At 70.7% G+C, this 25883-nt stretch carries 21 protein-coding genes and 1 pseudogene; 10 read left to right on the top strand and 12 right to left on the bottom strand.

Annotated features, from left to right (window positions below; translation table 11 throughout):
* Nucleotides 1–52 precede the first annotated feature (52 nt).
* On the bottom strand, nucleotides 53–1237 hold the full coding sequence (locus ACX9TP_RS16575) for an AI-2E family transporter (RefSeq protein ID WP_482980692.1): 1185 nt from the start codon (nucleotides 1235–1237) through the stop codon (nucleotides 53–55).
* Nucleotides 1238–1737: 500 nt separating this feature from the next.
* Between ACX9TP_RS16575 and ACX9TP_RS16570 the strand changes: the two genes are divergently transcribed.
* Together ACX9TP_RS16570 and ACX9TP_RS16565 are read left to right on the top strand one after the other, a co-directional pair.
* Nucleotides 1738–1878: a hypothetical protein gene (locus tag ACX9TP_RS16570; RefSeq protein WP_482980691.1), complete on the top strand. Its 141-nt coding sequence runs from the start codon at nucleotides 1738–1740 to the stop codon at nucleotides 1876–1878.
* 109 nt (nucleotides 1879–1987) lie between these two features.
* A complete protein-coding gene (locus ACX9TP_RS16565) occupies nucleotides 1988–2404 on the top strand; it encodes a cupin domain-containing protein (protein WP_482980690.1) in 417 nt (138 codons plus the stop codon).
* 10 nt (nucleotides 2405–2414) lie between these two features.
* On the opposite strand, the gene ACX9TP_RS16560 is transcribed toward ACX9TP_RS16565, so the two are convergent.
* On the bottom strand, nucleotides 2415–2897 hold the full coding sequence (locus ACX9TP_RS16560; RefSeq protein WP_482980689.1) for a YciI family protein: 483 nt from the start codon (nucleotides 2895–2897) through the stop codon (nucleotides 2415–2417).
* Between the two features lie 122 nt (nucleotides 2898–3019).
* A complete protein-coding gene (locus ACX9TP_RS16555; RefSeq protein ID WP_482980688.1) occupies nucleotides 3020–4294 on the bottom strand; it encodes a hypothetical protein in 1275 nt (424 codons plus the stop codon).
* 177 nt (nucleotides 4295–4471) lie between these two features.
* Between ACX9TP_RS16555 and ACX9TP_RS16550 the strand changes: the two genes are divergently transcribed.
* The 4 genes from ACX9TP_RS16550 (at nucleotide 4472) to ACX9TP_RS16535 (ending at nucleotide 9234) form a co-directional block, all read left to right on the top strand.
* Nucleotides 4472–7096: a putative Ig domain-containing protein gene (locus tag ACX9TP_RS16550; RefSeq protein ID WP_482980687.1), complete on the top strand. Its 2625-nt coding sequence runs from the start codon at nucleotides 4472–4474 to the stop codon at nucleotides 7094–7096.
* Nucleotides 7097–7109: 13 nt separating this feature from the next.
* The gene (locus ACX9TP_RS16545; RefSeq protein WP_482980686.1) at nucleotides 7110–7817 is read left to right on the top strand and encodes a DNA-methyltransferase; all 708 of its coding nucleotides are present in this window, start codon (nucleotides 7110–7112) and stop codon (nucleotides 7815–7817) included.
* Nucleotides 7818–7897: 80 nt separating this feature from the next.
* On the top strand, nucleotides 7898–8638 hold the full coding sequence (locus tag ACX9TP_RS16540; RefSeq protein ID WP_482980685.1) for an AHH domain-containing protein: 741 nt from the start codon (nucleotides 7898–7900) through the stop codon (nucleotides 8636–8638).
* Nucleotides 8639–8640: 2 nt separating this feature from the next.
* Nucleotides 8641–9234, top strand: coding sequence for an imm11 family protein (locus tag ACX9TP_RS16535; protein WP_482980684.1), 594 nt, complete (start codon nucleotides 8641–8643; stop codon nucleotides 9232–9234).
* 99 nt (nucleotides 9235–9333) lie between these two features.
* On the opposite strand, the gene ACX9TP_RS16530 is transcribed toward ACX9TP_RS16535, so the two are convergent.
* On the bottom strand, nucleotides 9334–10596 hold the full coding sequence (locus tag ACX9TP_RS16530) for a putative sensor domain DACNV-containing protein (protein WP_482980683.1): 1263 nt from the start codon (nucleotides 10594–10596) through the stop codon (nucleotides 9334–9336).
* A gap of 47 nt (nucleotides 10597–10643) precedes the next feature.
* Entirely contained in the window at nucleotides 10644–10922 is a 279-nt protein-coding gene (locus ACX9TP_RS16525; protein ID WP_482982184.1) for a transposase, read from the bottom strand.
* Between the two features lie 343 nt (nucleotides 10923–11265).
* Between ACX9TP_RS16525 and ACX9TP_RS16520 the strand changes: the two are divergent.
* The 3 genes and pseudogenes from ACX9TP_RS16520 to ACX9TP_RS16510 form a co-directional block, all read left to right on the top strand.
* A pseudogene (locus tag ACX9TP_RS16520) lies at nucleotides 11266–11382 on the top strand (hypothetical protein); the annotation flags it as partial.
* Between the two features lie 96 nt (nucleotides 11383–11478).
* On the top strand, nucleotides 11479–11697 hold the full coding sequence (locus ACX9TP_RS16515) for a winged helix-turn-helix domain-containing protein (RefSeq protein WP_482982373.1): 219 nt from the start codon (nucleotides 11479–11481) through the stop codon (nucleotides 11695–11697).
* Nucleotides 11643–12224, top strand: a complete 582-nt coding sequence (locus ACX9TP_RS16510; RefSeq protein ID WP_482982160.1) for an IS630 family transposase — start codon at nucleotides 11643–11645, stop codon at nucleotides 12222–12224. The genes ACX9TP_RS16515 and ACX9TP_RS16510 overlap by 55 nt, the downstream gene beginning before the upstream one ends.
* Nucleotides 12225–12246: 22 nt before the next feature.
* Here ACX9TP_RS16510 and ACX9TP_RS16505 read toward each other — a convergent pair whose 3' ends face one another.
* Together ACX9TP_RS16505 and ACX9TP_RS16500 are read right to left on the bottom strand one after the other, a co-directional pair.
* On the bottom strand, nucleotides 12247–13434 hold the full coding sequence (locus ACX9TP_RS16505; protein ID WP_482980682.1) for a PKD domain-containing protein: 1188 nt from the start codon (nucleotides 13432–13434) through the stop codon (nucleotides 12247–12249).
* A 76-nt stretch (nucleotides 13435–13510) separates the two neighbouring features.
* On the bottom strand, nucleotides 13511–14311 hold the full coding sequence (locus ACX9TP_RS16500) for a hypothetical protein (RefSeq protein ID WP_482980681.1): 801 nt from the start codon (nucleotides 14309–14311) through the stop codon (nucleotides 13511–13513).
* A 106-nt stretch (nucleotides 14312–14417) separates the two neighbouring features.
* On the opposite strand from ACX9TP_RS16500, the gene ACX9TP_RS16495 reads away from it, so the two are divergent.
* Entirely contained in the window at nucleotides 14418–15716 is a 1299-nt protein-coding gene (locus ACX9TP_RS16495) for a DmpA family aminopeptidase (protein WP_482980680.1), read from the top strand.
* Between the two features lie 6 nt (nucleotides 15717–15722).
* On the opposite strand, the gene ACX9TP_RS16490 is transcribed toward ACX9TP_RS16495, so the two are convergent.
* From ACX9TP_RS16490 to ACX9TP_RS16470, 5 genes are read right to left on the bottom strand one after another with little or no spacing between them, the layout of a single operon-like run.
* Nucleotides 15723–17522 (bottom strand): DUF885 domain-containing protein, encoded by a 1800-nt coding sequence (locus ACX9TP_RS16490; protein ID WP_482980679.1) that lies wholly within the window; start codon nucleotides 17520–17522, stop codon nucleotides 15723–15725.
* Nucleotides 17523–17534: 12 nt separating this feature from the next.
* Nucleotides 17535–19346, bottom strand: coding sequence for a PTS fructose-like transporter subunit IIB (locus ACX9TP_RS16485; RefSeq protein ID WP_482980678.1), 1812 nt, complete (start codon nucleotides 19344–19346; stop codon nucleotides 17535–17537).
* Nucleotides 19347–19373: 27 nt separating this feature from the next.
* Nucleotides 19374–20330 (bottom strand): 1-phosphofructokinase, encoded by a 957-nt coding sequence (pfkB, locus tag ACX9TP_RS16480; RefSeq protein ID WP_482980677.1) that lies wholly within the window; start codon nucleotides 20328–20330, stop codon nucleotides 19374–19376.
* Nucleotides 20327–22831, bottom strand: a complete 2505-nt coding sequence (gene ptsP / locus ACX9TP_RS16475; protein WP_482980676.1) for a phosphoenolpyruvate--protein phosphotransferase — start codon at nucleotides 22829–22831, stop codon at nucleotides 20327–20329. Before ptsP ends, pfkB begins: the two co-directional genes overlap by 4 nt.
* A gap of 9 nt (nucleotides 22832–22840) precedes the next feature.
* Nucleotides 22841–25792 carry a DEAD/DEAH box helicase gene (locus tag ACX9TP_RS16470; protein ID WP_482980675.1) on the bottom strand — a complete coding sequence of 984 codons (2952 nt, stop codon included), beginning with the start codon at nucleotides 25790–25792 and terminating at the stop codon, nucleotides 22841–22843.
* Nucleotides 25793–25883: the final 91 nt, after the last annotated feature.

Genomic DNA, 25883 nt, shown 5'->3' with positions numbered 1-25883 from the left:
GGCTCCCGGGAAGCGCTCCGGGGGCCCTTTGCTTTTCCAGACGCTCGCGGGCTCAGTGGCGGCCGTGCGCGTCCGGCGTGTCGGCGTGCTCCGGGGGACGCCGTGCCTCCTCCATGGGGCCGCCGAACAAGAGCCCCTCCTCCACCGCGCCGCGGCCCGGCTCGCGCTGCGCCTGCTCGCGCCGGTGCGCCTGCTTCCAGCTGTCGTGGCGGTCCCTGAGAATCTCCTGCACCAGCACCTGCGCCGCGGCGGCCAGCGGCACGGCGAGCACCACGCCGGCCAGGCCCGACAGCGCGCCGCCGCACAGCGCGACGATGGAGATGAGCAGCGGGTTCATCTTGATGGCCCGCCGCTGGATGACGGGCCCGAGCACGTTGGACTCGAGCTGCTGGTACACCATGAACACCGCCAGCGCGATGAGGGCCTGCTTGAGCCCCACCGTGGCGAACGTGACGAGCCCCACCAGCAGCGCGCTGATGACGCTGCCCAGGAAGGGGATGACCCCCAGCATCATCACCACCAGCCCGAGCGCGAGGAAGTACGGCACGCCCTGGATGAGGGCCACGGTGGCGGCCACCGTGCCGCCAATGGTCATCACCAGCAGCGTGCCCGCGAGGTAGTTGCCCACCGCCTCGCGCATCCGCCCCACCAGCTGCCGCACGCGCGGCCGGCGGCGCGGGGACACCCACTGGAGGATGCTCTCGTAGAGGTCCGCGCCGAACAGCAGGCTGAAGACGGTGAGCGCCACCACGGTGATGCCCGCTGCCACCAGCCCCAGCGTGGACGAGAGCACGTCGATGGCCCGGCCCGCGAGGTCCGCGGGCTCGAAGTGCACCAGGTCCTCCGCCTTCACCTGGACGCCGTACTTGCGCCCCAGGTCCTGCACCCACGCCGCCTGCGACAGCTGCTGGAGGCGCTCGGGCATCGTCTGCACGAAGGCCTGGAGCTGCTGCACCAGCATGGGCACCAGCGTGCCCACCAGCACGCCCATCACCCCGAGCAGCATCAGCGCCACCACCGCGACGCCCATTCCGCGCTTCAGCCCCCAGCGCTCCAGGCGCCGCACCAGCGGGTCCAGGGCGATGGACAGCAGCAGCACCACCGCCAGCAGCGTGAGCACGGGGTAGAGCCGACGGATGGCCACCCAACACAGGACGAGCAGCAGGACCTGGAGCCCCACGGCCCACACCGTGCGCGGAGGCACATAGACCGGAAGCTGCCGACGCGAGGACTTCATGCCCCTCAAGGTAGGAAGTGGTGGGCCGCACGGCAGGCGCCCTCTTGAGGTGCGCGCGTGTAGACCTCCCGCAAGGGCCCGGGACTCCTGGCGCTCCATGCCTCCAGGAGTGCAGCAGGCAGGCAACCAGGCGGCAGGTTGTCAGGCCACCTTCCGGGGCGGCAGTCAGGGGCCCTGCGGCTCACCCCTGCCAGCGGGGCCCATCGGCCCCACCCTCCAGGGCGACGAAGACTCCAAGAAACTGGGACACGACCTGTCCGATAATCTTCTATGCCGGTTGTAGCGGTCGCCGCGCGGAGGATGACTCGATGTGGATTGAAGCCATCGTCATGCCCCGGGAGAGTCCCCGAGCGTCACGCTCGGTGTCGCGGCGTGCGCGGGGAACGCGGGCGCCTGCTTCCTCGCCTGCTCCTGACCGTGCTCGCCTCCATGCCGCCGGGTGTGAAGAGGGCCGACGCTTCCGCGATGCGGTGCTGGGCTTTCTGCAGGCGCGCCATCTGATGAGCGCGGTGCGGTGGATCAGCGAGCCGGGCACCCTGCCGCAGGTGACGCTGCACTGTACGCAGGTGGTGCTGGAGCAGCTCCGTCAGGCCCCGGAGTTCGAGGCCGGCGTGTCCATGCACCTGGAGTTTCTCGCCTGAGTGGTGCCGGAGCTCCGGCGCGCCCCTAGCTTCATGGAGTCAACACAGGGGCGCCGCGTGGGCGGCGGCGCGAGGAGTGCCGCCGCCACGGGACGCGGAGGTATGCGTCATGAGTGAGCTCACCATCAAGCACTCCGGGACACCGGACGAGCGCCGGCCCTTCGTGGCGCACGGCCATCTGGACGCCTTCGACTTCGGGGGCGGAAGCATCGTCGGGCGGGGCGTCTTCGAGCCGGGCTGGAAGTGGTCCCAGGACGTGAAGCCCATCGCGGGCACGGACAGCTGCCAGGCCTCCCACGCCTGCTACGTCATCTCCGGCCGGATGGTCATCGCCATGGATGACGGCACGCAGGCGGAGCTTGGCCCGGGCGACATGGTCCTCATCCCACCCGGGCATGACGCCTGGGTCGTCGGCAACGAGCCCTGCGTCCTGGTGGACTTCGAGGGCATGTCCCAGTACGCGCGGCGCGAGGACGCGGGCACGAGGTCCGCGGACACCGAGGAAGTGGCCCCCGGCATCCACTGAGCGGCGGCCGCTACGGCGTGCAGGGCAGGCCGGGCTCGGCCGGGATGTGGCCCTCGTAGGTGAGGCCGGTGGGGCCGTACCAGGGCAGCACCTCGATGGCGAAGCGGCCGGCCTTCACGGCCGGGTCCTGCTGCGAGAGGGCCAGGGCCTCCTCGCGGGTGGCGACGTCGAAGATGAAGATGCCGGCCAGCGCATCCGGCGGCGCGTCGGCCGGGACGTCGAAGGGGCCGGCGATGACCAGCTTCCCGCACTTCGCCAGCCGCTCGATGTTGGCCATGTGCCCCTTGCTCGCCTCGACGGCCTCGGGCGTGCGCTCCTTCGTCCACGCCGGTCCCCGGCGCAGGAAGGCCATGTAGTAGGTGCGCATGGAGAACTTCTTCTCCGGCGCGGGGGCGCGAGGCGCCTCGGCGGTGGGCGCGGCCTCGGGCTTCGGGGTGGTGGCACAGCCCGTGGTGAGGGCGAGCAGGAGGGAAACGGAGAGCACGGTTCGCATCGCGCCTCCTTTAGCATGCGACGCGGACGGGCTCAGTCGTCCCCGGGCCCGCCCAGCTCCCAGCGGCCGTCGTGCCAGAAGGACCCGGAGAGGACGCTCGCCATCTCCCGGAGCCAACCCCGCTATCCCTCGCGGGACAGGTCTCGCGCGTGCTGCACCCACGCCTCCAGCGAGCCGTGCTCCCGCCATCCGCGCAGCAGCTGTGTCCCCACGGAGCGGGCGAGGATGAGGGTGCGCAGCGCCTCGCGTACCTGGACGGCCCCCGGACTCCGGGCCTCGGGCTCCGCGCGGCGGGCATGCTCCACCATGCGCTCCCACCGGCGCTCCGACCAGCGCCGCGCTTCGGGATGGTCGACGTGGAGGGGCTCCCACAGCTCGTGCGCCAGCCCGAAGAGTCCGGCCCGCGCCTCGCGCACGCGGGCCGACGCCTCCAGCCGGGCCTCCGGATTGCGGTCGTGCTCGCAGAGCCAGAACACCACCTCGGGCCATTCGGCGGGTGTCGGCTGGAGGGACGGCAGGCGCTCGCGGAGGATGCCGTCCAGGCGGGCCCGGGCCGTCTGGAACCAGAACTCCGCCTGCGCGAGCCGCTCGGGTCCATCCTGCGGCGCGAGGTGCGGCTCCCGTCCGGCGCGCTTGCGCACCTCTCCGACGACACCGCCCGAGCGGTCCACACCCGTGAGCCGCGCCCAGCACGCGGCGAGCGCGGCCTCGCCCTCCGGCCACCACTGTCGCAACGCCGAGAGGTCTTCTTCTCCCAATGGCAGGGGCCTGCCCGGGTCGAAGGGCGCGGAGAGGGTCCTGCGCAGCAGCGCTCCGAAGGCGGAGACGTTCCGCAGGAGGGGCAGGTCGTCGGGAAGCACCTCGCTGGCCACGGCCTGGCGCCGCGCGGGAGGCACCACCCGCGGTGCACATCGTGCGTGCTCCTCCAGGTCCCACATCCAACCCACGAAGCCTCCGCTTCGCCCAGGCGAAGCGGCGATGTCCCCCTCTGCGCTTCCACCCACCTGGAGCTGCTGGCCGCGGGGCTCGCCACCTCCGGGCACGAGCCGCTCCAGCGGAGGGACTTCCCTCACTCCCACCCCGCCGAGTCGCTCGGCCGCGGTGCGGAAGAAGGCCTCGCGCAGGGCGGAGACCTCGCGAAGCATGCGAACCGTGGGCGAGCTCTCGGGCCAGCCCTCCGCGCGCACCCGGCGGAGCGCCATGGAGAGCGCAGTGTCCACGCGCTCCAGCTCCGCGCCCGACGTGCGCAGCAGCTCCAGCCGGCCGCGCACGCGCTCCTCCCAGTGGGACGCGCGCAGGACGTCCAGCAGCTCCCGGTAGCGAGGCCGGGCGGCCTCCAGCAGCTCCGCGCGTCCTTCCAGCCGTGTGCGATAGACGTCCTGGGCCGGGTCCACCATCAGCGCCTCACCCGGCGGAAGTCACGGACACCCGACATGCGCGCATCCTCCCTCGTCCCATTCGGAGTGCCAATGCCATCGGGTTGCCTTCACGCCAGCAAGGTGTCGAGCGTGCCCCAGGCGAACCCGTTAAAGTATGGGGCCCCCTCGAGCTTCGTTCTTCGCCCGGAGTAGCCCATGACGTTCCCCCGCGCCCTCGCGCCGCTGTGCGTCCTCCTCCTGCTGTCCGCCTGCTCCGAACCCGAGCCCACTCCCGGGCCGGTGGACAGCGGCGTCATCACGGACGCCGGCACCGGCACCGACGCTGGCACGGACGCCGGCACCGACGCTGGCACCGACACCGACGCGGGCACCGACGCCGGCACCGAGACGCCCCTGACCCTCGACACCGAGGCCCTGCCGGAGGCCTATGTGGGCCGGGCGTACGCGGCCACCCTGGTGGCGTCCGGTGGCAGGCCTCCGTACGCATGGTCTCGCGTCAGCGGTGTGCTGCCCGCGGGCCTGTCCCTCTCGGAGGACGGCGTGCTGTCCGGCACTCCGGGGGCGGCCGGCGAGGCCTCCTTCACGCTCAGCGTCAGTGACGCGGCCGGGGTCTCCGTCCAGGCGGCGCTCTCCGTGACGACCTACGAGGCCCCGGTCCTCGCCGAGGTTCCCGCTCCGACGCACAAGGTGGGCGACACCATCACCCAGACGCTCACCGTCACCGGTGGCAAGGCGCCCTACACCTTCACCTCCAACACGCTGCCACCGGGTCTGACGCTGGCGAGCGGCGTCCTCCAGGGCACGCTCAGCCAGGCCGGCACCTTCACCTTCGAGCTCACCGCCACGGACGCGAACGGCGTGGCGGCCACGCGCAGCGTGACCTTCACCGTCCTCGAGCGCTTCGCCATCACCACCGGGGCGCTGCCGCAGGGCACGCGCGGCGAGCCGTACACCTTCACGCTCACTGCGTCGTCCGGCCGCGCCCCCCTCACCTGGAGCATCACCGTCGGCGCACTGCCCTCCGGGCTCACCCTGTCCCCGGCGGGCGTCCTCTCCGGGACACCGACCTCGGCGGGGACGTCCACCTTCACCGTCACCGTGCAGGACGCGGACGGTCAGACGGACGCGCGGGAGCTCTCGCTCGTCGCGAGAGAGCCGGGCGCGCCGGTGTTCACCGTGGGCCAGTTCAACATCACCTACTTCGGCGACAACACGCGCGGCCCCGCGCGCTCCACGTCCGACGGCGGCACGTCCGACGACCTGCAGATTGCCTACGCGCGCGACGTCATGCGCGATGCGGGCGCCAACGTGTGGGGCATGGTGGAGATGGTGGACACGAGCGACTTCGACGTCCTCAAGTCCCAGCTCCCCGGCTTCAGCGGCTTCTTGTCCAACAACGCCGCCTTCGTCTCCGGCGGTACGTCGCCCTACGGTGCCAGCAGCCAGAAGCTCGGCGTGCTCTATGACAGCGCCCTCACCTTCCAGAGCGCCCAGCTCATCCTGAACGACGCCACGCACCTGCCCGACTTCAGCAACCGCCCGCCCCTGCGCGCGGACTTCACGACGGAAATCCAGGGCGTGGAGACGCCGCTCACGGTCATCGTCGTCCACATGCGCGCCGAGAGCGCGGACCCCACGGGCCCCCGCGAGTCGCGCCAGCGCGCGAGCGCCGCGCTGAAGGAGTACCTGGACACGAACCTGCCCACGCGGCACGTCCTCGTGCTCGGCGACTGGAACGACGACGTGGACGAGTCCATCACCCTGGACCCCAACTCCGGCTCGCCGCTGCCCACGCCCTACCAGGACTTCGTCTCGGACCCGGAGCGCTTCACGTTCATCACCCGGGCCCTGTCGCTCGCGGGGGATGACACGTCCATCGGCTTCGAGAACGTGGTCGACCACACGCTGGCCAGCAACGAGGTGGCCTCCCGCTACGTGTCCGGCTCGGCCCGGGTCATCTACGCGGACAACCACGTGCCGGACTATCTGAACACGCTGAGCGACCACCGCCCCATCACCAGCGCGTACGCCTTCAGCGCGGAGACGGGCCCCTTCCTGCGGCTCAAGGCCCCGCAGGGCGGCACGTACCAGGCGGGCAGCGTGCTCGCCATCACCTGGACGTCATGGTCCGTGGGCGAGGTGCGCGTCGAGGCCTCCACCGACAACGGCACGCAGTGGAGCGTGCTCGCCGCGTCCGTGCCGGCGGCGCAGGGCAGCTACCTGTGGACGCTGCCGGACCTCGACTCCAGCAGCGTGCGGGTGCGCGTGGTGGACGTGTCCAACCCGGCGCGCATCGACACGAGCGATGCGGCGCTGACGCTCGTCAAGGGCCCGGGGCGCGTGTTCATCAACGAGGTGCTCGCGTATGAGCCCACCATCAACGGCTCGCTCAATCAGGCCTACGAGTTCGTGGAGCTCGTCAACGCGAGCCCCTTCCCGGTGGACATCTCCGGCTGGGGCGTGTGGGACTCCAGCAACGGCGTCGTGCGCCATGTCTTCCCGGCGGGCCTGAAGCTGGGCGCGGGCAAGGGCTACGTCGTCTTCGGCGGCAGCGCGGGGATTCCCGCCGGCCTGACGAACGCGGCGGCGGCCTCCAGCAACCAGAACACGCTCGGACTGAACAACGTCAGCGACTCCGTGCGGCTCCGGCTGCCGGACGGCGGGGTGGTGGACCAGTACAACTACACGTCCGCCACGCAGAACGTGTCGGTGAATCGCTCGCCGGATGGGGACCCGGCGGCGGGCTTCGTCCCGCACGACACCCTGCCCTCCGGCCTCGGCAGCTCGCCTGGCCGGCGCGCGGACGGGACGGAGTTCTAAACGGCCGATCGCTGTGAAGCGCTATTACCGCAACGACTCCGTCACCCTGTACCTCGGCGACTGCCGCGACCAGCTTCTGGACCTCCCGTCTCATTCCGTGGACCTCCTGCTCACGGACCCGCCCTACGGCATGGCCTACGAGGGGAAGAGTGAGCACGTCGCGCCCATCCGCGCGGACGGTGCGTGCCAGGGCGTGCGCGTGCTTCGGCAGGCACTCACCGCTGCCGGGCCCGCGCGGAAGCTGGACGCGCACGCCTTCTTCTTCTGCCACTGGGCGTCGTGGCCCGACTTCTACGACGCGGTGGCCGCGCACCTGCGCCTCAAGGGGGCCCTGGTGTGGTGGAAGGACCGGGGGCTCCGGCGACTGCGCTGGCTCCTTCGCGCCCGACTACGAGGTGGTGCTGCACGCGTCCGGGGCGAAGCGCCGGCCGCTGGCTGGGAAGCGGCAGGGCGCCGTGCTCGCGGGCTCCCCGCCGGTGCCACCCCAGCAGCGCACGTACCCCACGAGAAGCCGGTGTCGCTGCTGGCCCACCTGATGGAGAAAGCCTGCCCCGAGGGCAGCCTCGTGCTGGACCCTTTCACCGGCATGGACGCCACGCTGATGGCGGCGCAGCAGCTCGGCCGGCGCGCCGTGGGCGTGGAGCTCGAGGAGCGCTACTGCGAGGCGGCGGCCCGCCGGCTTGAGCTGGCGTTGCGTGAGGGCTCGGCGCGCGCGGCCTGAAATCGGTTTGCCCAGAAATTCAATGTTCGCGGCCCTGTGGGACAATGCGCGACGCTGCGGGCATGAGGTCTCCTGCCGCCATGCCCGTCACCATCCGCGGCAGCCGCGTCATGTTCCTCCAGTCCAAGCCCGGCGAAGGGCCCCAGCCCGTGAAGAAGCCACCTTGCGAGTACTGCGGGAAGCCGGGGCATCCCTTCGCTCCGAGGTGGGGAAGCCACCTGGGGAACTCGTGGCTGCTGAGCGAGGCCATCCTGGAAGGGCGCGAAGCGAAGGAGCACCCCTGGTACACGGGTGAGCGCTCCATCGCCGCGCACCACCTCATCTGCTCGGAGGCCATGGCCGACGACGATGGTTGGGCGGGGTACTGCCGGCTGTTCGGCTACGACATCAACCGGCGGGAGAACGGCGTCATGCTTCCATCGAGCATGGACGTCGCGTGCGAGCTGCATGTTCCCCTCCATCGTGGCAACCACGCCGCCGGCTGGGCGCACGACATCAACATGGCGTACCCCAAGGCCGTCACCGCGATGATTGAGAGGGTCGCCGAGTCCACGGAGGCGGGCGCGTTCTGCTCAAATCCAGCAGGCTTCGTGAAGAAGCTGGACAAGATCAGCGCTACCATTCTCAGGAAGGTAGCGCGCTTCACCTGGACGCTTTCGAGCGATGGACTGGACTACCGCGACGGCGGGCCAGGGTGTGGTGGCGTGCGCCATGTCCCCGAGAAGACGCAACGTGAGTGTCCACGAGGCCGCCGGCATGGTGCTGTCCAGGGTGTTACTCGGAAGCCCCTCGCGCGCCGGACGTTGCAGATTGGGGAGTAGCCGTGCAGCACGACTACTTCGTCATCGAGCGTGCCGGGCCAAATAGCTACCCGCTGCTGGGGTGGGACCAGAGCGCGAGCATATTCCGCAAGGGCAGACCCGTAACCGTCGCCGAGCCGATTCGGCTGCGCCTCGCGGAGCCAGTGCCCCCTGCGCCAGTAATGGTTGACCACCACAGCCTGCCGCAACCGGTCGTTTCGCACCGGGTGAAAGAGGTGCTCGCGACCTTTGAATTGCCCGGCGTGCAGTTCGTCCCCGCCGACGTCCGGGTAGGCGATGCGGTGCTGCGTTACTGGCTCGTCCACATGTGGAGGCGCATCCCCTGCGTGGACCGCGTGCGCTCGGCGCTCACAGTCGATGAGGACGATGGGGACGTGCTGGACATCGACTCGCTCGTCCTCGACGAGGAGGTGCTCGGCGCCATGCCACTGGAGGAGCGCCTTGCATTCCGAATGGAGGAGCAGGTCGTCCACGTCTTCCACCGTAGCGTGGTGGACCAGGTGATGGGCCTCACGCCACCGCCGGAGGGACTGCGCTTCATCCGCGTGGACCGGTGGAATGACTCCGCCGGGTTCGGGGCGGACGCTGCGCCTTAGGATTCCCTAGTACGACCTGGTCACGTGTCCCGGGTCGTACAGCGGCTCTGCTCCTGCATCTCGCCAGCGCTTCACTCGAAGACGCGCAGGCGGACGACCTCAGTACTCAGGAAGCTCCACGCGCCAAAGGAGGATGCGCTCCTCGTGGCGTACGAGAACCTTCAGCGGCCCATCCTCGGAGGCGACGAACGCGAACCCACCACTCTGGGAAACGAAAGTGGCCGCAGCCTTGTGCCGCGCCCCATGTTGTTCGAGTGCATACGGCTTCTCGCTGACGCGTTCGCCCTCGGCGTCGAAGGCTTCAAAGATGTCCAGCACCTTTCCCGTTCCGGTGCCCGTCACCATGTAGCCAGCTCCGAGGACGGCGAACTCAGGCCCCATCAGTAGCGCACCATCCGGGGCTGTGAGCCGCGCAATGTCGTCCACTGCCGCCTCGAGGTTTGCTTCGGCGACGTCCTCTCGCTGCTTCCACTCTGCGAACGGAAACTCGTCCAGGTTCGCCGCCCCCCACGCCGCGTCTGTACTCTCAGTGCGGACGTCGACGTACGCTTGGGCTTGTGCGGACAGCACGTCCGGTCGCAGTGGTCGGTACTTCGGCTTCGGTGCCGCATCGCCCTCGGGAATCGCAGGCAGAACGAGCACAGAACCGCCATGTCCTGTCGCCCGCATCCCCCGCACCAAGCGCGAGAAGACGCGCTCTCCAACGTTGTGAGGCGAGATGAAGATGTTCTTCATCCGCGCCAGAAACTCTGGAATTGAGCTGCGGATTGCGCGGGTCACTACCCCAGCCTCCGAGAAGACATCCACCACGGGCGGTACGAGCAGTCCACGCTCGTAGCGCATGATGCGTCGCCCCTCGAAGTAGACGGACACCGCACCCGGTGCCGATGTGGAGACGACGAGCACCCTGCCGCCATTTGTTCGAGGATTGCGTCGTGCAACTCCGACGATCCAGAGCTGGCCATCTTCGTCGCGCTGGTCGAGCACCAAGGCCGTGCGCCCGAACTCCGTAGCCCCTGCGAGTTTCACGAGGGCCTTGGGGTCGACCCGGTGCGGCTCGATCCGCATGACCGTCCAGGCCAGCTCCCGCTCCTGCTCCTGCTCCTGCGGGATGGCGTCAGGCCACGCCGTGTCCGTCACTTCCTCCAACTTCTTCTTGCCTGCGACGACCACATGAAAGCGGAGGTTCTCGCCCTCCTCCGTCGCGAGACTCGCGAAGAAGACTTGGTCCACTAGCTCGCCGAGGTCCTCAAGAAGGTCGCCGTGCTCAAGCCATTCGGGCACAGAGGCTGCCAGGGCAGCGCGGAGGTGCTCCCTTGGGTATTTTGGTTTCTCCATAACGTGGTGGTGTAGCCCGGACACGTCGCTTCGGCGCACCCTAAACGGCCGATCGCGATGTTCGCGCGACCTCAGGCGGTGCGCCTGAGGTCACCTCGGCGCAGGCTTGGACTTGCAGAGCGCTGGGCATTGCGTCCGGCGAGGTACGCATGCACCCGTTCCATGAGCCGAGCCAGGGTGCGGCAGCGGTGATTGCGGGTGACGTTGGCGTGCAGGTCCAGCAACAACCGCTCGATGCGGTTCCCCTCCGGGCAGTACGGCGGCAGGAAGTGGAGCACGATGCGCCCACCGAGCTGCGCGAGGGCCTTGAGTGTCTTCTGGCTACTGTGGACCGAGGCGTTGTCGAGGATGAGGTGGATGCGGCGAGCCCGTCGGTACTCGCCCCCCCAAGCGCCAGCGCAGCAGCGCCTGGCGCTGCCGACGCTTCAACCAGAACCTACCCTTGCCCTTGGGCAGGGCCTTCTCGCTCTCAGGTTTTCTGCGCACACAGAGCCGAACGGGAAGCGTCCCTGCCGCCTCTTCCCGCCCTCTCCGCGCCTGCTCGCCCTCCAACCGCGATCGAAGATCGCGAACGTTGGTTTACAACGGTGCTCGTGGAGGCTGATCGTGCGAAGCAAGTAGCGCAGCCCTGAATCGGTCCGTCCCGTGGCACAGGAGCAAGGCAGTGCGCTGCGGAGCCCACAAATTGGGACTATGGGCACTCCACTGTCGATGGACTTGAGACAACGCATTCTCGAGGCGTACCTGGCGCACGAAGAAACGTGGGAAGAACTTGCCAAGCGGTTTCGGGTAGGGGTCGCGACGGTTGATCGGCTCGTCGGCCGCTGGAAGCGCACCCACTCCATCGCTCCGCTGCGTCCTGGCCCGCGGCCCCACTATCGAATCCCGGATTCGCAACTCGCCAAGGTGAAGCGGCTGCTGGATGCCAGCCCCGACAGCACCACCCAGGAGATTGCGGATGCCTACGCCAAGGCGACAGGCGTACGGGTGAGCCGCCCTACCATGGGACGTGCCTTCCGGCGCCTGGGCTACACGCGTAAAAAAAGTCGCTCCTCGCCTCCGAGCGGCGGCTGGCGAAGAGTCGCCAGGCGCGACGGCGGTACCTGGATAAAGCCTCCGAGCTGAAGCCTTCGCAGCTCCACTTCATCGATGAGACCGCCGCCACCCTCACCATGACTCGCCGCTATGGGCGTGCTCAACGAGGGCAGCGAACACGCGGCTACGTACCGATGGGCCGTCGGCAGGTCCTCACGATGATTGGGGACCTGACGCTCCAGGGGATGGGGCCCGTGCTGACCTTCGAGGGCGCCACCAATAGCGAACGCTTCGAGACCTACGTCCGAGAGGGGCTACTTCCCGTCCTCAAGCCCGGCGACGTCGTTGTCTTGGACAACCTCAGCGCCCATCACCGTCCCGCAGTCGAGTCGCTCGTTCGCAGCCGCAAGGCCCATCTCCTCTTCCTGCCGCCTTACAGCCCCGACCTCAACCCCATCGAGTCGTGCTGGCTGAAGGTGAAGACGCGCCTGCGGGCCATCGGCGCGCGAACCCACGCCGCCCTCATCGAGGCCATGCGCGAGGCGCTCTCCACCGTGCGGCCGCAGGACGCGGCCGCCTGGTTCGCCTACTGCGGCTACCCGCCTCAACCGCCGTGATCACCGTGCTAGGGCCCGGCGTCTATCGGGGAGGTGGCCGGGCCTCGCTCTTGAAGGAGGCCCAGGACAGCGTCACCTCCCTGCCCGACGCATCGCGCCCGTGGAGCAGGTCCAGCACCTGCTTGACGTCGGGCCTCACGTCCGATGGGCGCACCGTGACATGGCCGCGGAAGCCGCCGCGCTCCAGCGCTTCCTCCACGGTGATGACCTCGCGCCACGGGAGCGTGCGGGACTCCACCTGGTCGTCCCAGCTCACGGTGAGCCGCTCGACGCGCTCCCAGGTGACGTCGCCGCCCTCGGGAACGCGGACCGTCACCCCGCTCCGCCAGCCCTCCTCGCCGCCCGGCGCGCGCGCAAGCTCCAGCGTCGCCAGGGGCGGTGCATCCGGAGGCGGTTGCCCACGCACCTGGACGAAGGTGGTGGCGGTCCTCGCCACGCCCGCGCCGTCACGCGCGGAGAGCCTCACCGTGAAGGCGCGCAGTTCCTGGGACCCCAACCCCTGCGTGGCATAGCCGTGCGACGCCGTGGGCTCCTGCGTCACCGTGGAGGCTCCGTCCCCGAAGTCCCACTGGTACGTGGTGAGCGGCGCCGCGTCCGGAGCCACCGCCCGGAAGACGAAGTCCCCTGCCCCTCGCTGGCTGACCTCCAGCCGCAACGACTCCGCTTCCTGCGACGCGCCACACTCGCGCACGTCGATGCCCACCACCTGCTCGGCCAGCACGCCGACACGGCGGCCGCCCAGGTCCCTGCACACCTGGAAGCGCACGAAGTACCGGCCCGCGCGTTCCGGTGCGCGCCACTGGAGCCGGGAGCCGGGCTGAAGCTCCGCGCCCGTCTCGGAGCCCGGCCACACCCAGCGCTGGACGGCGTCCGGCTCCGGCTGTCCCCCCACGCGCGCGGACAGCATCATCGGCTCGCCCGCGCACACCCAGGGGCGGTCCGCGTCGATGCCCTCGATGCGCGCGGTGGACGTGAGGACCACCCGCTCCTCGTTCAACGCCAGGGCGAGCGCCTCCCCCGTCGCCGCTTCGGGAATGGCTGCGGATGCGACGGGCGGCGTCCGCGCAGTCGCCGTGGGGGCGGCGGGCGACTCCATGGCTCGCGGCGCCGTCACCACCACCGTCCCCAGGGTGGTGGGCCGCGGCGGCGCCTCGCCGCCCTCGGGAAGCGTCAGCGCCACGCCGACGAGCACCAGTATGCCGCCCGCCACGAGGACCAGGCGGTTGCGGACACGGGCTGCGCTGCCTCGACCTTCAGGAACGCCGGGAGTCATGTGCGCGCTCGGGCTAGAAGCCGAACTCGACGAGATGCCGGCGGTAGCCCTGGGAGTTGGGCCGGTACCACTGGTCATCCCAGCCCTTGAACTCGACGTCGTCGAGCAGCCGCTCCGTCTTGCCGTTGAGGACCACCTGGTTGATCAACGGCACCGCTGTGGAGCCCACGTTGCGCGAGACGAGCTTGCTGCTCGTGTCGAGGAACTGGGAGGCGTACTTGCTGCAGTAGTCCTGGGCGAAGCAGCCGCTGTCACAGGTTGACAGGTTGTTGTACGTCGCGTGCTTGTCCTCGGCGACGTAGAGCGTGGGCCAGCCACGGTAGGCGTTGCGCGAGTCGCTCGTGTCGTACTCGAGCTGGTCGTAGGAGTACCAGGCCGACGAGTCACACGCGCTCTTGCGGTGCGCGGACAGGTAGACCCAGTCGAGGTACCAGCGGCCTCCGGAGTAGTGCACCTCGAAGAGCTGGAACTCGGGGTCACCGTCGTGGCCGGTGGTGACGCCGGTGTCCTCGAAGAAGGTGTCCAGGTAGAAGATGCGCAGCGTGCGGGTGGCGAAGGCCTCGCTCTTCACCGCGAAATAGGGCCGGCGTCCGTAGCCGCTCTCGCCCGTGTCGAACCAGAGCTTCGGCATGAACGCGAGCGCGAGCTGGTACTCGCAGTCGTCGTTGAGCCCGTCCCGGTCCGCGTCCGTGCCGCTGCCCCAGCAGTTGTCGCCGTAGGGGATGGTGGACAGGCCATCGGCCCGGGCCACGGAGGACGACAGCATCAGGGTGAGACCCAACGACATGACGACGGTGCGGATACCGCGGTTCATGGAGCGCTCCCGGGGGTGGAACGTCGAGGCGGACGGAGGCTAGCCCTCCTCCGCCCCGCAGCTCCACCCTGGTGCGCCGCATATCGTTGAGGTGTAGGAAGTCGGCATGCGCGCGACCTGGCGATACCTGCTCCCCTGCGTTCTGCTGTGTCTGACGTTGCCGCCCCGGACGGGCGTGGCCCAGGCCGTCTCCGCCAGGCCTCGCGCGAGAGACCTGGGCATCACCTTCGGCGGGCAAGCCGGGCCGAACAACGCCATCACCGACGTGGCCGGCGTGGAGGTCGGTCACGTCACGCTCATCTCCGGCGACGGCCGGGGGGAGCCGGGCAAGGGCCCGGTGCGCACCGGCGTCACGGCGGTGCTCCCCCGGGGACGCGACGGCCTCGCCGAGGAGGTCTTCGCCGCCGTGTTCGCCCTCAACGGCAACGGGGAGATGACGGGCACCCACTGGCTCACCGAGTCGGGCCAGCTCGCCGGGCCGCTGATGATCACCAACACCAATGACGTGGGCACGGTGCGCGACGCGGTGATTGCCTGGGCCATGAAGCGCGGGCTCGCGTGGGAGCTGGGCCTGCCCGTGGTGGCGGAGACCTGGGACGGCATGCTGAACGACATCTACGGCTTCCACGTGAAGGGCGCCCATGCCTGGCAGGCGCTGGACACCGCTCGCGTCGGGCCCGTCGCGGAGGGCTCCGTGGGCGGAGGCACGGGCATGATGTGCCACGGCTTCAAGGGCGGCATCGGCACGGCGTCGCGCAGGCTGCCGGATTCGGAAGGCGGCTACACCGTGGGCGTGCTGGTGCAGTGCAACTACGGCGCGCGCCGCCTCCTCTCCGTGGAGGGCGTGCCCGTGGGCGAGGAAATCACCGACCTGCGCCCCTGCTACGTGGGCACCCAGAAGCCGGCCAATGAGATGTTCGGGAAGGTGCCGCCCTGCGCCACCTCGGGCGGCGTCACGAAGCCCACCATGAAGGAGGGCGCAGGCTCCATCATCGTCGCCGTCGCGACGGACGCGCCCCTGCTGCCCCACCAACTCGCGCGGCTGGCGCGGCGCGTCCCCCTGGGCATCGCGAAGATGGGCGGCCTCGGGGAGAACTCCTCGGGCGACATCTTCCTCGCCTTCTCCACCCAGCACCTGAAGGCGCCCGGGGACGCTCCCGTCGCCAGTGTGTCGGTGCTCGACAACGAGCGCATCAACCCGCTCTTCGAGGCCACCGTGCAGGCCACGCAGGAGTCCATCCTCAACGCCATGCTCGCCGCGGACACGATGACGGGCGCGGAGGGCATCCGCGTCTTCGGCATGCCCCACGACAGGCTCGTGAAGGCCATGCGCAAGTACGGGCGGCTGACCTCCGCGCCGGCCCAGGCGCCCCGGAAGGCGGCGCCCGGCGGACGCAAACCCTGAGCGGCGCTACTTCGCCGCCTTCCGCGCGGCCACCCACCCCTGGACCTTCGTCTCCAGCACGTCCAGCGGCAGCGAGCCGTCGAGCAGCACCACGTCGTGGAACTCGCGCACGTCGAAGCGGGGCCCGAGCTCCTTCTCCGCGCGCGTGCGCAGCTCGCGAATCTTGAGCTGCCCCACCTTGTACGCCAGCGCCTGCGCCGGCCAGGCGATGTAGCGGTCAATCTCGTTGGTGGTGTCCAGCTCCTGGCGCGGCGAGTTCTCCATGAAGAAGTCCAGCGCCTGCTGCCGCGTCCAGCGCTTGACGTGCATGCCGGTGTCCACGACGAGCCGGACGGCGCGCCACATGTCGTACGCGAGCTGGCCGAACTTGTCGTACGGGTCCTCGTAGAGGCCCAGCTCGTCGCCCAGCGTCTCGCAGTACAGCGCCCAGCCCTCGCCGTAGGCGACGTGGTAGCCGAAGCGGCGGAAGTCGGGGAGGCCGGTCTGCTCGGCGGCCAGCGACGTCTGGAGGTGGTGGCCGGGCACCGCCTCGTGCAGCGTGAGGGGCACCATCTCCCAGCGCGGCCGCGTCTCCGGACGGTACAGGTTGACGAGGTACGTGCCGGGGCGCGAGCCGTCCGTTGCGCCGGGGTAGTAGAAGCCCGTCGTCGCATCCGGGGCCATGGCCTCGGGCGTGGGCTCGACGCCGTAGGGCTGGCGCGGCAGCGTCTTGAACAGCTTCACCAGCAGCGGGTCGATGCGCTTGGAGAGGCTGCGGTAGCGCATCAGCAGCTCGTCCCCCGTGCGGTAGTAGAAGCGCGAGTCGGTGCGAAGGAAGCGGAAGAAGTCCGCCAGCGAGCCCTTGAAGCCGGCCTTCGCCTTCACCGCCTCCATCTCCGCGCGGATGCGCTTCACCTCGGACAGGCCCAGCGCGTGGATTTCGTCCGGCGTCAGCGACGTCGTCGTGAATCTGCGAGCGAGCAGCGCGTACAGCGCCTCGCCCTCCGGGAGCTGCCAGATGCCGACCTGCTCCAGGCCCTTCGGGAGGTACTCCTCCGTGAGGAACTGGTGGTAGCGCTTCAGCGCGGGCAGCACGCCCTGGGCAATGGCGGCGCGGCCCGCGGCCGTCAGGCGCTGCTGCTCGGCGGTGGGGATGCTGGCGGGAAAGCGCGTGAAGGGGCCGTGGAAGGCGCTCTTCTCGGGCGCGTCCACCAGCTGCTTCTCCACCTGCGGCGGCATGCGCTTGAGGACGACCTGGGGGTGGACGCGTCCCTCGCGCAGGCCCTCGCGCATCAGCGCCATCACCTGGTCCACGTAGGTGCTGAAGCGCTGGAGCCGCGTCACCCACTCCTCGTAGTCCTGGACCGTGTCGAAGCGCAGCGTGTCCGCGAGCTGGTAGGCCGTCTGGACGCCCGGCGGCTGTTTGATGCCCTCGGGCAGGCCCCCCATGTGGTTCGACGGCATCAGGTACGTCTTGAACCGGTGCTCCTCCACCCACAGCTCGTAATCACGGAGGAACAAATCGTAGTTGAGCTGGTCCGCGGCGGAGAGCTTCTTGCGGTCCAGCTTCTTCACCTGCGCGACGACCTGGAGGTTGTGCTGGTGGTCCGCCTCGATGCCCTTCAGGCTCAGGTCATCCCAGCGGTCGTTCCACCGACGGTCTCCCGACACCGACGCGTACGTCGGGTTGTGCTCCAGTTGGTATTGCCACTCGCGCTGGATGAGCGCGTGCAGCGCGGCGGCGGTGGCATCCCGCTTCTCGGCTTCGGCGGTGACAGGCAGCATCGCGATGGACCCCAGGACGACGAGCAGGACTGCACGGAACATCGAACCGCCTCTCTAACGCAAGGAGGGCGTGCCCTCGGGAGCAGGGAGCACCGGCTCCTCCGGGAGCGGGCGCTTCAGGATGACGAGCGCCAGCGTGGTGGCCACCGTGCCCACCGCGATGGCCACGAGGTAGAGCCCCACCGGCTTCACCGCGTTGGGGATGGCGAGCACGAACACGCCGCCGTGCGGCGCGCGCAGCCCGCATCCGAACCACATGGACAGGGCCCCCGTCACCGCGGAGCCGAACATGATGGAGGGGATGACGCGCAGCGGGTCCTTGGCGGCGAAGGGGATGGCGCCCTCGGAGATGAACGCCAGGCCCAGCACCGCGGCGGCCTTTCCGGCCTCGCGTTCCTGGAGCGTGAAGCGGCTGCGGGCCACCACCGTCGCCAGCGCCAGGCCCAGCGGCGGCGTCATGCCCGCGGCCATCACCGCCGCCATCGGCGTGAAGGTGCTGGAGCCCAGCAGCCCCACCGCGAAGGCATAGGCCGCCTTGTTGATGGGCCCGCCCGTGTCGACCGCCATCATGGCGCCGAGCAGCAGTCCCAGCAGGATGGCGTTGGTGCCGCTCATCCCCGTCAGGAAGTCCGTCAGCCCGCGCATGATGGCCGCCACCGGCGCGCCAATCACGTAGACCATCAGCAGGCCGACGACGAGCGACGACAGCAGCGGGAGGATGAGGACGGGCTTGAGCCCCTCGAGGTTGGCCGGCAGGCGGATGTGGTCCCGGAACCAGCGCGCCACGTACCCCGCGAGGAAGCCCGCGGCGATGCCGCCCAGGAAGCCGGCTTCGATGCGGCTCGCCAGCATGCCGCCGATGAAGCCCGGCGCCAGCCCCGGCCGGTCCGCGATGGAATAGGCGATGTAGCCCGCCAGCGCCGGCACCATCAGCGCGAAGGCCGCCTGGCCAATCTGCATCAGCGCCGCGGGCAGCGAGCCCTCCTGCTTGAAGGCGTCGATGCCGAAGACGAACGACAGCGCCATGACGAGCCCGCCCGCCACGACGAACGGGAGCATGAACGACACACCCGTCAGCAGGTGCTTGTAGGGGCCCGTCGGCTCCGCCTTCGCGCGCGCCACCGCCTGCGCGGGAGCCGCCGCGGCGGGAGTCCCGGGAGCCACGACGGGCAGCGCCAGCGCCCGCTCAATCACCGAGTCCGCCTGCTTCAGCGCCTCGCCCACCGAGGTCTTCAACAGCCGCTTGCCCGCGAAGCGCTCGGTGGAGACGTGGGTGTCCGCGCCGATGATGACCGCGTCCGCCGCGGCGATTTCCTCCGGCGTCAGGAGATTCTTGGCGCCCACCGAGCCCTGCGTCTCCACCTTGAGGGTGTAGCCCTTCGCCTTCGCGGCGCGCGTCAGCGCCTCGGCCGCCATGAAGGTGTGGGCGATGCCCGTGGGACAGGCGGTGATGGCCACCAGCCGGCCGGAGCCTCCAGCGGTGGGCGTGGCCACGGGTGTGGCCGTCACCACCGTGACAGGCGGCGTCACCGGCGCCGCGGGCGCTGGCACGACGGAGCGTGCCGGGGACGCCACCGCCTCGTCGATGATGTGCTCCGTCTCCCGGATGGCCAGCGCCGTCGAGGTCCGGATGATGCGCTTGCCCTGGAAGCGCGTCTCGTCGACGGTGATGTCGGACGCGACGATGACCGCGTCCGCCTCCGCGATGGCCGCCGCGTCGAGCGGCGTGCGGGCCCCCTCGGAGCCCAGCGTCTCGACCGCAATCTGATGTCCCTTGAGCGCCGCCACCCGGCGCAGCGCCTCGGCCGCCATGACCGTGTGGGCGATTCCCGTCGGGCAGGCGGTGATGGCTACCAGTTTCGCCATGGTCGTCCGTTCCTCGTCTCTCGCTGCTCAGGCACTGCCCAAAGGATGGATGACGACGTGGGGCATCAGCGCCTCCACCCGCGCCGCGGACGGCGGCACCGGACCGACGCGGACCAGCTTGCCGGCGGCGAAGGCGGTGCCGTACCGCGCACACTCCTCCAGGTTGCGCCCCGAAAGCCGCGCGGCCAGCACTCCGGCCACCATGGAGTCCCCCGCCCCCACCGTGCTGGCGACCTCCACCTTGGGAGGCACTGCCCACAGCGCCCCCTCGTGCCCCACGAAGATGGCGCCGTCCGCGCCCAGCGACACGACCACCAGGGAGATTCCCGTCGCCTGGAGCTGCCGCGCCGCGCGCACCACCGCGTCCCTGTCCGGGAGCGGGCGGCCGAGCAGCTCGGACAGCTCGTGCGCGTTCGGCTTCACGAAGTCCGGCCGCGCCGCCACCGCGTGCTTCAGCGGTGCGCCGCTGGTGTCCACCACCACCAGCGCCCCCCGGGCTCGCAGCCGTTCCGTCAGCATGGCGTAGGTGTCCTCGGGCACGCCGGCCGGCAGGCTGCCGGCGAGCACGAAGCAGCCGTTGTCCGCGGCGAGCGCCTCCAGCTTCTCCGTCAACATCCCCAGGGCCCTGTCCGGGACTCGCAGCCCCGGCAGGTTGAGGTCCGTGACGGTGCCGCCCGCGCGGTCCACCACCTTGATGTTGACGCGGCTGGAGCCGGGCAGCCGCGTGCACCGGTCCTGGATGCCTCGCTCGAGGAACAGCGCCTCGAAGACCTGGGCGTTGTCCGTGCCCAGGAAGCCCGTGGCGGTGACGTGCGCCGGCCCGCCCGCGAGGAAGGCGGCGACGTTGATGGCCTTGCCGCCGGCCGTGCGCGTCTCGGAGACCACGCGGTTGACGGCGCCCGCGGTGAAGCCGGGACAGTCGAGCGTCTGGTCGATGGCGGAGTTGAGGCTCACCGTGACGATGCCGGGCTTCGTCGGCGTCATGCCCCCACCCCCGTCCGGGCCAGCAGGCCCTGCACCAGCGACCGCACGTCCGCCGCGTTGTCACAGGCGAGCGCCCTTCTCGCGAGCGCCTCCAGGTCCTTCATGGACACGCCGCGCAGCAGCGCCTTGATGGCGGGGATGGTGGGAATGGCAACGCTCAGCTCGGTGACTCCGAGCCCGGCCAGCGTCATCGCCCCCGCGGGGTCTCCGGCGACGCCGCCACACGCGCCCACCCAGATGCCGGCCGCGCGGGCGGCCTTCACGGTGAGGTCGACCATGCGGAGCACCGCCGGGTGGACGCCGTCCGCCTGCGACGCGAGGACGGGGTGCTCGCGGTCCATCGCCAGCACGTACTGCGTCAGGTCATTGGTGCCGATGGAGAAGAAGGACACCTCCTTCGCCAGCTGGTCCGCGAGAATCACCGCCGAGGGGACCTCAATCATGATGCCCGTCTCCACCGGCGCCGCGCCCACCTCGCGCCGCACGTCCTCGGTGATGGCCTTGGCCCGGCGCAACTCACCGAGGGTGGCCACCATGGGGAACATGATGCGCACCGGCCCTTCCATGGACGCGCGCATGATGGCGCGAAGCTGCGTGCGGAACAGGTCCTCCCGCTCGAAGCACAGGCGGATGCCGCGCACGCCGAGGAAGGGGTTGGCCTCCGCGGGCAGGGACAGGTACGGCACCTGCTTGTCGCCGCCGATGTCCAGCGTGCGCAGGATGATGGGCAGCCCGTTCAGGGCCCGCACCATGGTGCGGTAGGCCTCGTATTGCTCGTCCTCGCCGGGCGGGTCCTCGCGCTGGAGGAAGAGGAACTCCGTGCGCATCAGCCCCACGCCCTCGCCGCCGGCATTCACGGCCTTCTCCGCGTCCTTCGCCGAGCCGATGTTCGCGGCCACCTCCACGCGGTGTCCGTCGCGGGTGATGGCGGGCTTGTAGCGCTCCAGCTTCTCGGCCTCGCGCTGCTCCCGCACCCGCTCGCGCTGCGTGGCCGCGCGCTCGCGGTCCTTCGCGGACGGGTTGACGACGAGGACGCCCCCGTTGCCGTCGAGGATGCACTCCTGCCCGTTGGCCAGGTCCAGCACCGCCGGCCCCGCGGCGACCACCGCGGGGATGTCCAGCGAGCGGGCGATGATGGCCGTGTGTGACGTGGCCCCGCCTCCGACGGTGCACAGGCCCAGCACCATCGCCGGGTCCAGCTTCGCGGTGTCCGACGGGGCCAGGTCCTCGGCCAGCAGCACCACGGGGTGGTCCGGCAGCGTCGCCACGCCCTCCACCACGTCTGCCAGCAGGCGCAGCACGCGGCGGCCCACGTCGCGCAGGTCTCCCGCGCGCGCGGCGAGCAGCGGGTCCGGAAGGCGCGCGAGCACCCCGGCACGGGCCTCGTAGACGCTGCGCCACGCCCAGCCGGCGCTCGCCCCCGCGTCGATGTGGCCGTGCGCCTCGGACACCATGTCCGGGTCGTCCAGCAACTCCTGGTGGGCCTTGAAGATGGCGGCCCGGGGCGCACCGGCCTTCTTGAGGAACTCCTGGTACAGGTTCTGGAGGTCCGCCGTCGCGCCGGCCAGGGCCTTCTCCAACCTGCGGCGCTCGGCCACCGCGTCCGGCGCCCGCTCCTCCACCTCCAGGCGCTCGTGCTGGAAGGCCCACACCGGCCCGGCGGCGATGCCCGGCGACGCGGAGATGCCGGCCACCAGCGTCCCCTCGTAGTCGAGCCGCGCGGTGGGAAGCGCCACGGGCTCCGGCGCGCCGGGCCGGGGCGCGGCCACCTCCTCGTCGAGCCCCTCGTCGAAGGCCTCGCGGATGGCGGCCAGCGCCGTCGGCGCGTCCTCGCCCACGGCGCTGATGGTCAGCGTGGCCCCGGGCCGGGCGCCGAGCGACAGCAGCGTCACCAGGCTCTTCGCGTTGGCCACCCTCCCCTCGTACCGGACGGAGATGTCACTGCGAAAGCGCTTCGCCACCTCCACGAGCGCGGTGGACGGGCGCGCGTGCAGGCCATGCGGCACGGGCGAGGGCACCTCGATGAAGCAGCCCCCACCGGCCAGCGGCAGTGGAGCCGTCTCGGCGGGCGCGCCAGCGCCGTTGAGGGTGGCGACGACGACGTCCACGTCGGTCGTCCGGGACAGCTCCTCCGCCTTCGCCGCGTCACCGAGCACGCCGGTGAGGTTGGCCAGCACCTGGAGGTGCTCATCCGAGCGCGCGGCGATGCCGACGACGATGCGCGCGTGCCCGTCCCCACCCCAGTCCACGCCGCGGGGGAACTGCACGACGACGACGCCGGTCTGCTTCACCAGCTCCCGCGCGTCGGGCGTGCCGTGGGGAATGGCGATGCCGTGCCCCAGGTACGTCGCGGAGACCTTCTCGCGGCGGAGCATGCTGTCGATGTAGCCGGGCTCGATGAAGCCCTCGTCCACCAGCGTCTGCCCGACGAGGCGAATCGCCTCCGTCTTGCCCGTGGCGCTCTGTCCCAGCCGGACGTGCGTCCTGCGCAGTGTCAGCATCAGCGCTCCTCAGGAGAACAGCTCGAGCAGGTCTTCTCGGGTGATGGCCGTCGCGGCGGAGGCCTCGCTCAGGGCCGCCTCGAAGATGGCGCGCTTCTTCTCCTGGAGTCCCAGGATTCGCTCCTCCACCGTTCCCTGAGAGACGAGCCGGTACACCATCACCGTCCGCTCCTGCCCGATGCGGTGCGCGCGGTCCGCCGCCTGGGCCTCCACCGCCGGGTTCCACCACGGGTCCACCAGGAACACGTGGTCCGCCGCCGTGAGGTTGAGGCCCGTGCCACCCGCCTTGAGCGACATCAGCAGCACCGGCGCGCCGCCGTCCGCCTGGAAGCGCTGCGTGATTTCGCCGCGGTTGGGCGTCGAGCCGTCCAGCCGCTCGAAGGTGATTCCCGTCGCCTTGAGCTGCGGCTCGATGAGGTCCAGCATCGACGTCCACTGCGAGAAGACGAGCGCCTTGTGGCCCTCCGAGACCGCGGTCTCCAGCGCATCCACCAGCGTCTCCACCTTCGACGAGGTGTTGGCCCGCTGGCCCGGGACAAGCGCCGGGTGGCAGGCGGCCTGCCGCAGCCGGAGCAGCGCCTCCAGCGCCTTCAGCACGCTGCCGCCCTCGTTGAGCAGCGCCACGACTTCCTTGCGCGTGGCGGCCATGATGGCGTCGTAGACGGCGCGCTCGCGCTCATCCAGCTGCACGTGCATCACCGACTCGATGCGCGGCGGCAGCTCCGGCGCCACGTCGCGCTTGAGGCGCCGCAGGACGAAGGGGCGAATCTTCCGGCGCAGGCCCTCCGCGGCGTCGGCGCGGCCGTCGGCGATGGGCTGCGCCACCTTGTCCTGGAAGTGCCTGCGTCCCCCGAGCAGGCCCGGGTTGGTGAAGTGCATCAGGCTCCACAGCTCCTCCAGCCGGTTCTCCAGCGGGGTGCCGCTGAGCGCCAGCCGGAAGTTGGCCTTGAGGCCGAAGGCCGCGCGCGCCACCTGGCTCTCCGGGTTCTTGATGGCCTGCGCCTCGTCCAGCACCAGCGCGTCCCAGGTGCGCGCGCCCAGCACGGCCGCGTCCAGGCGCATGATGGAGTACGTGGTGAGCGTGATGTCCGCGGCCGCGTCCAGGGTGCGGCCGGGCCCGTGGTACACGCAGACCTTGAGCGACGGGCGGAAGCGCTTCAGCTCCGCGGCCCAGTTGGGCAGCACGCTGGTGGGGCACACCACGAGCGAGCCCGGCCCCAGCGCGCAAATCGTCTGCAGCGTCTTTCCGAGGCCCATGTCGTCCGCGAGGATTCCGCCCAGGCCCGCGCCGCGCAGGAAGCCCAGCCAGCTCACGCCCTGGAGCTGGTAGGGGCGCAGCGTCGCGTTGAGCTCCGGCGGCAGCACCGGGGCCGGCAGCTTCTCGAAGCCGGAGACGAGCGGCGCCAGCCTGTCGAGTCCCGGCGGGGGCGGCTGCTCCAGCGTCTCGCACAGCGCCGTCAATTCCGGCAGCGCGTGGTTGGACACCTTCCCGTCCGACTGGCGCGCGGCGAGCAGGTCCGCCACGCGCTGGCCGTGTTTGTCCAGCCACGCGCGAGGCAGCGGCGCCCAGCCTCCGCCGTCCAGCGGCACCAGCCCCAGCCCCTCCGTCCACGCGCGGACGACGGCGGCCGCGTCCACGGCCTTCACCTCGCCCTTCGCGCCCTCCACCTGGAACTCCAGCGTGAAGCGCACGTCGGGGACGCCCTGCCCGGTGACGCCGGACTGCACCTGGAGCAGCGGCCGGAGCTTCACGTCCGGGCTCACCAGCCCCGCCGCGTCGCCGGCCAGGTCTCCGCGCCACCGGCGGAGCTTGTCCGCCCAGCGCACCATCTCCGGGCCCTGCACCGTCAGCCGCCGGCCCGGCACCAGGTTCAGCTCGTCGCGGAGCTGGTGGATGAGCCGCTGCTCCGCGGCCTCGTCGCGCAGCGGCACCGCGCCGCGCAGGTACACCATGCGCCCGTTGTCGATGCGCACCGCGGGCGGCGCGCCGTAGACGAGCGTGGGCAGCACGGACAGGCCCGACTCCAGCTGGTTCAGCTCCAGCAGGACGCGGGGGCGCAGCTCCCGGTCCAGCCGAGGCAGGCGGCGGCTGCGCATGTCCACGGGGATGCGACGACCCAGCTCGGGGAGAATCTTCGCGGTCAGCTCGCCCACCTGCTCCACGGAGTAGGTGCGGACGATGGGCAGCGACTGGAGCCACGCGCCCGTCATCTGCGTCTCTCCCAGGCGGGCCAGCGCATCGCCGAACAGCGCCACGCCGGGACTCACGACCTCCGTCACGCGCGGGTCCTTCGTCACCGTCACGGCAATCTGCTGGGCCCGGTCCTCCACCACGGCCCGGGGCAGCACGGGCTCGTCGGACACGGCCACCGGGCGCCCGTCGAGGAGCACGTTGCGCGCGTTTTCCAGCACCTTGAGGATGGCCTCCAGCGTCTCCGGGGCCAACGTGCCGCGCGTGCGGCGCGCTTCCAGGATGCGGTCGGCGAGCAGGTCCGCGTTCTCCACCTGCAGCGTCGCCGCCTTCGCCGGCTGCGCCACCAGCGACGTCAGGCTCCCCTCCAGGGGCTCCTCCCGGCCGTCCGCGTGCGCGAGCGCCCGGTGCAGCTCCAGCCCGCCGTCCGCGCGGGTGAAGTGGTACACGACGCGGGACCAGCGGGCCGCCGCCGTCTCCAGCGGCGTCTCCTGCTTCTCCGCCTGCTGGATGGAGATGGCCGCCGCGACGACGTGCTCGCACGGGTCCACCTGGCTGGGGCAGTCGCACTCCCAGGCGTCGTCGTTCGGATAGAGGACGACCGTGAGGGCGACCGGGCGGCCCTTCGCCCGCACCCGCAGCTCCAGCTCGCCCGCCTTCTGCGACTGGAGCACCACGGCCCCCGAGCGCGCGAGGTTGACGCCATTGGACCAGATGCCCGGCTTCGCTTCCTTCCGGACGGCTTCCAGCAATTGAGCAGTCGCTGACATGGGGCGTGTTTTCCCTACCCCCCATGGATGCGCCGCGCAACGACCATCAGGATGCCCCGACGCCGGACAGGCGCCCCGCGAACAACAGCGG

The sequence above is a fragment of the Pyxidicoccus sp. M15 genome, from assembly GCF_056858435.1.
The sequence above is the reverse complement of the archived record's forward strand: the minus strand, read 5'-3'. Positions and strand labels throughout refer to the sequence as shown.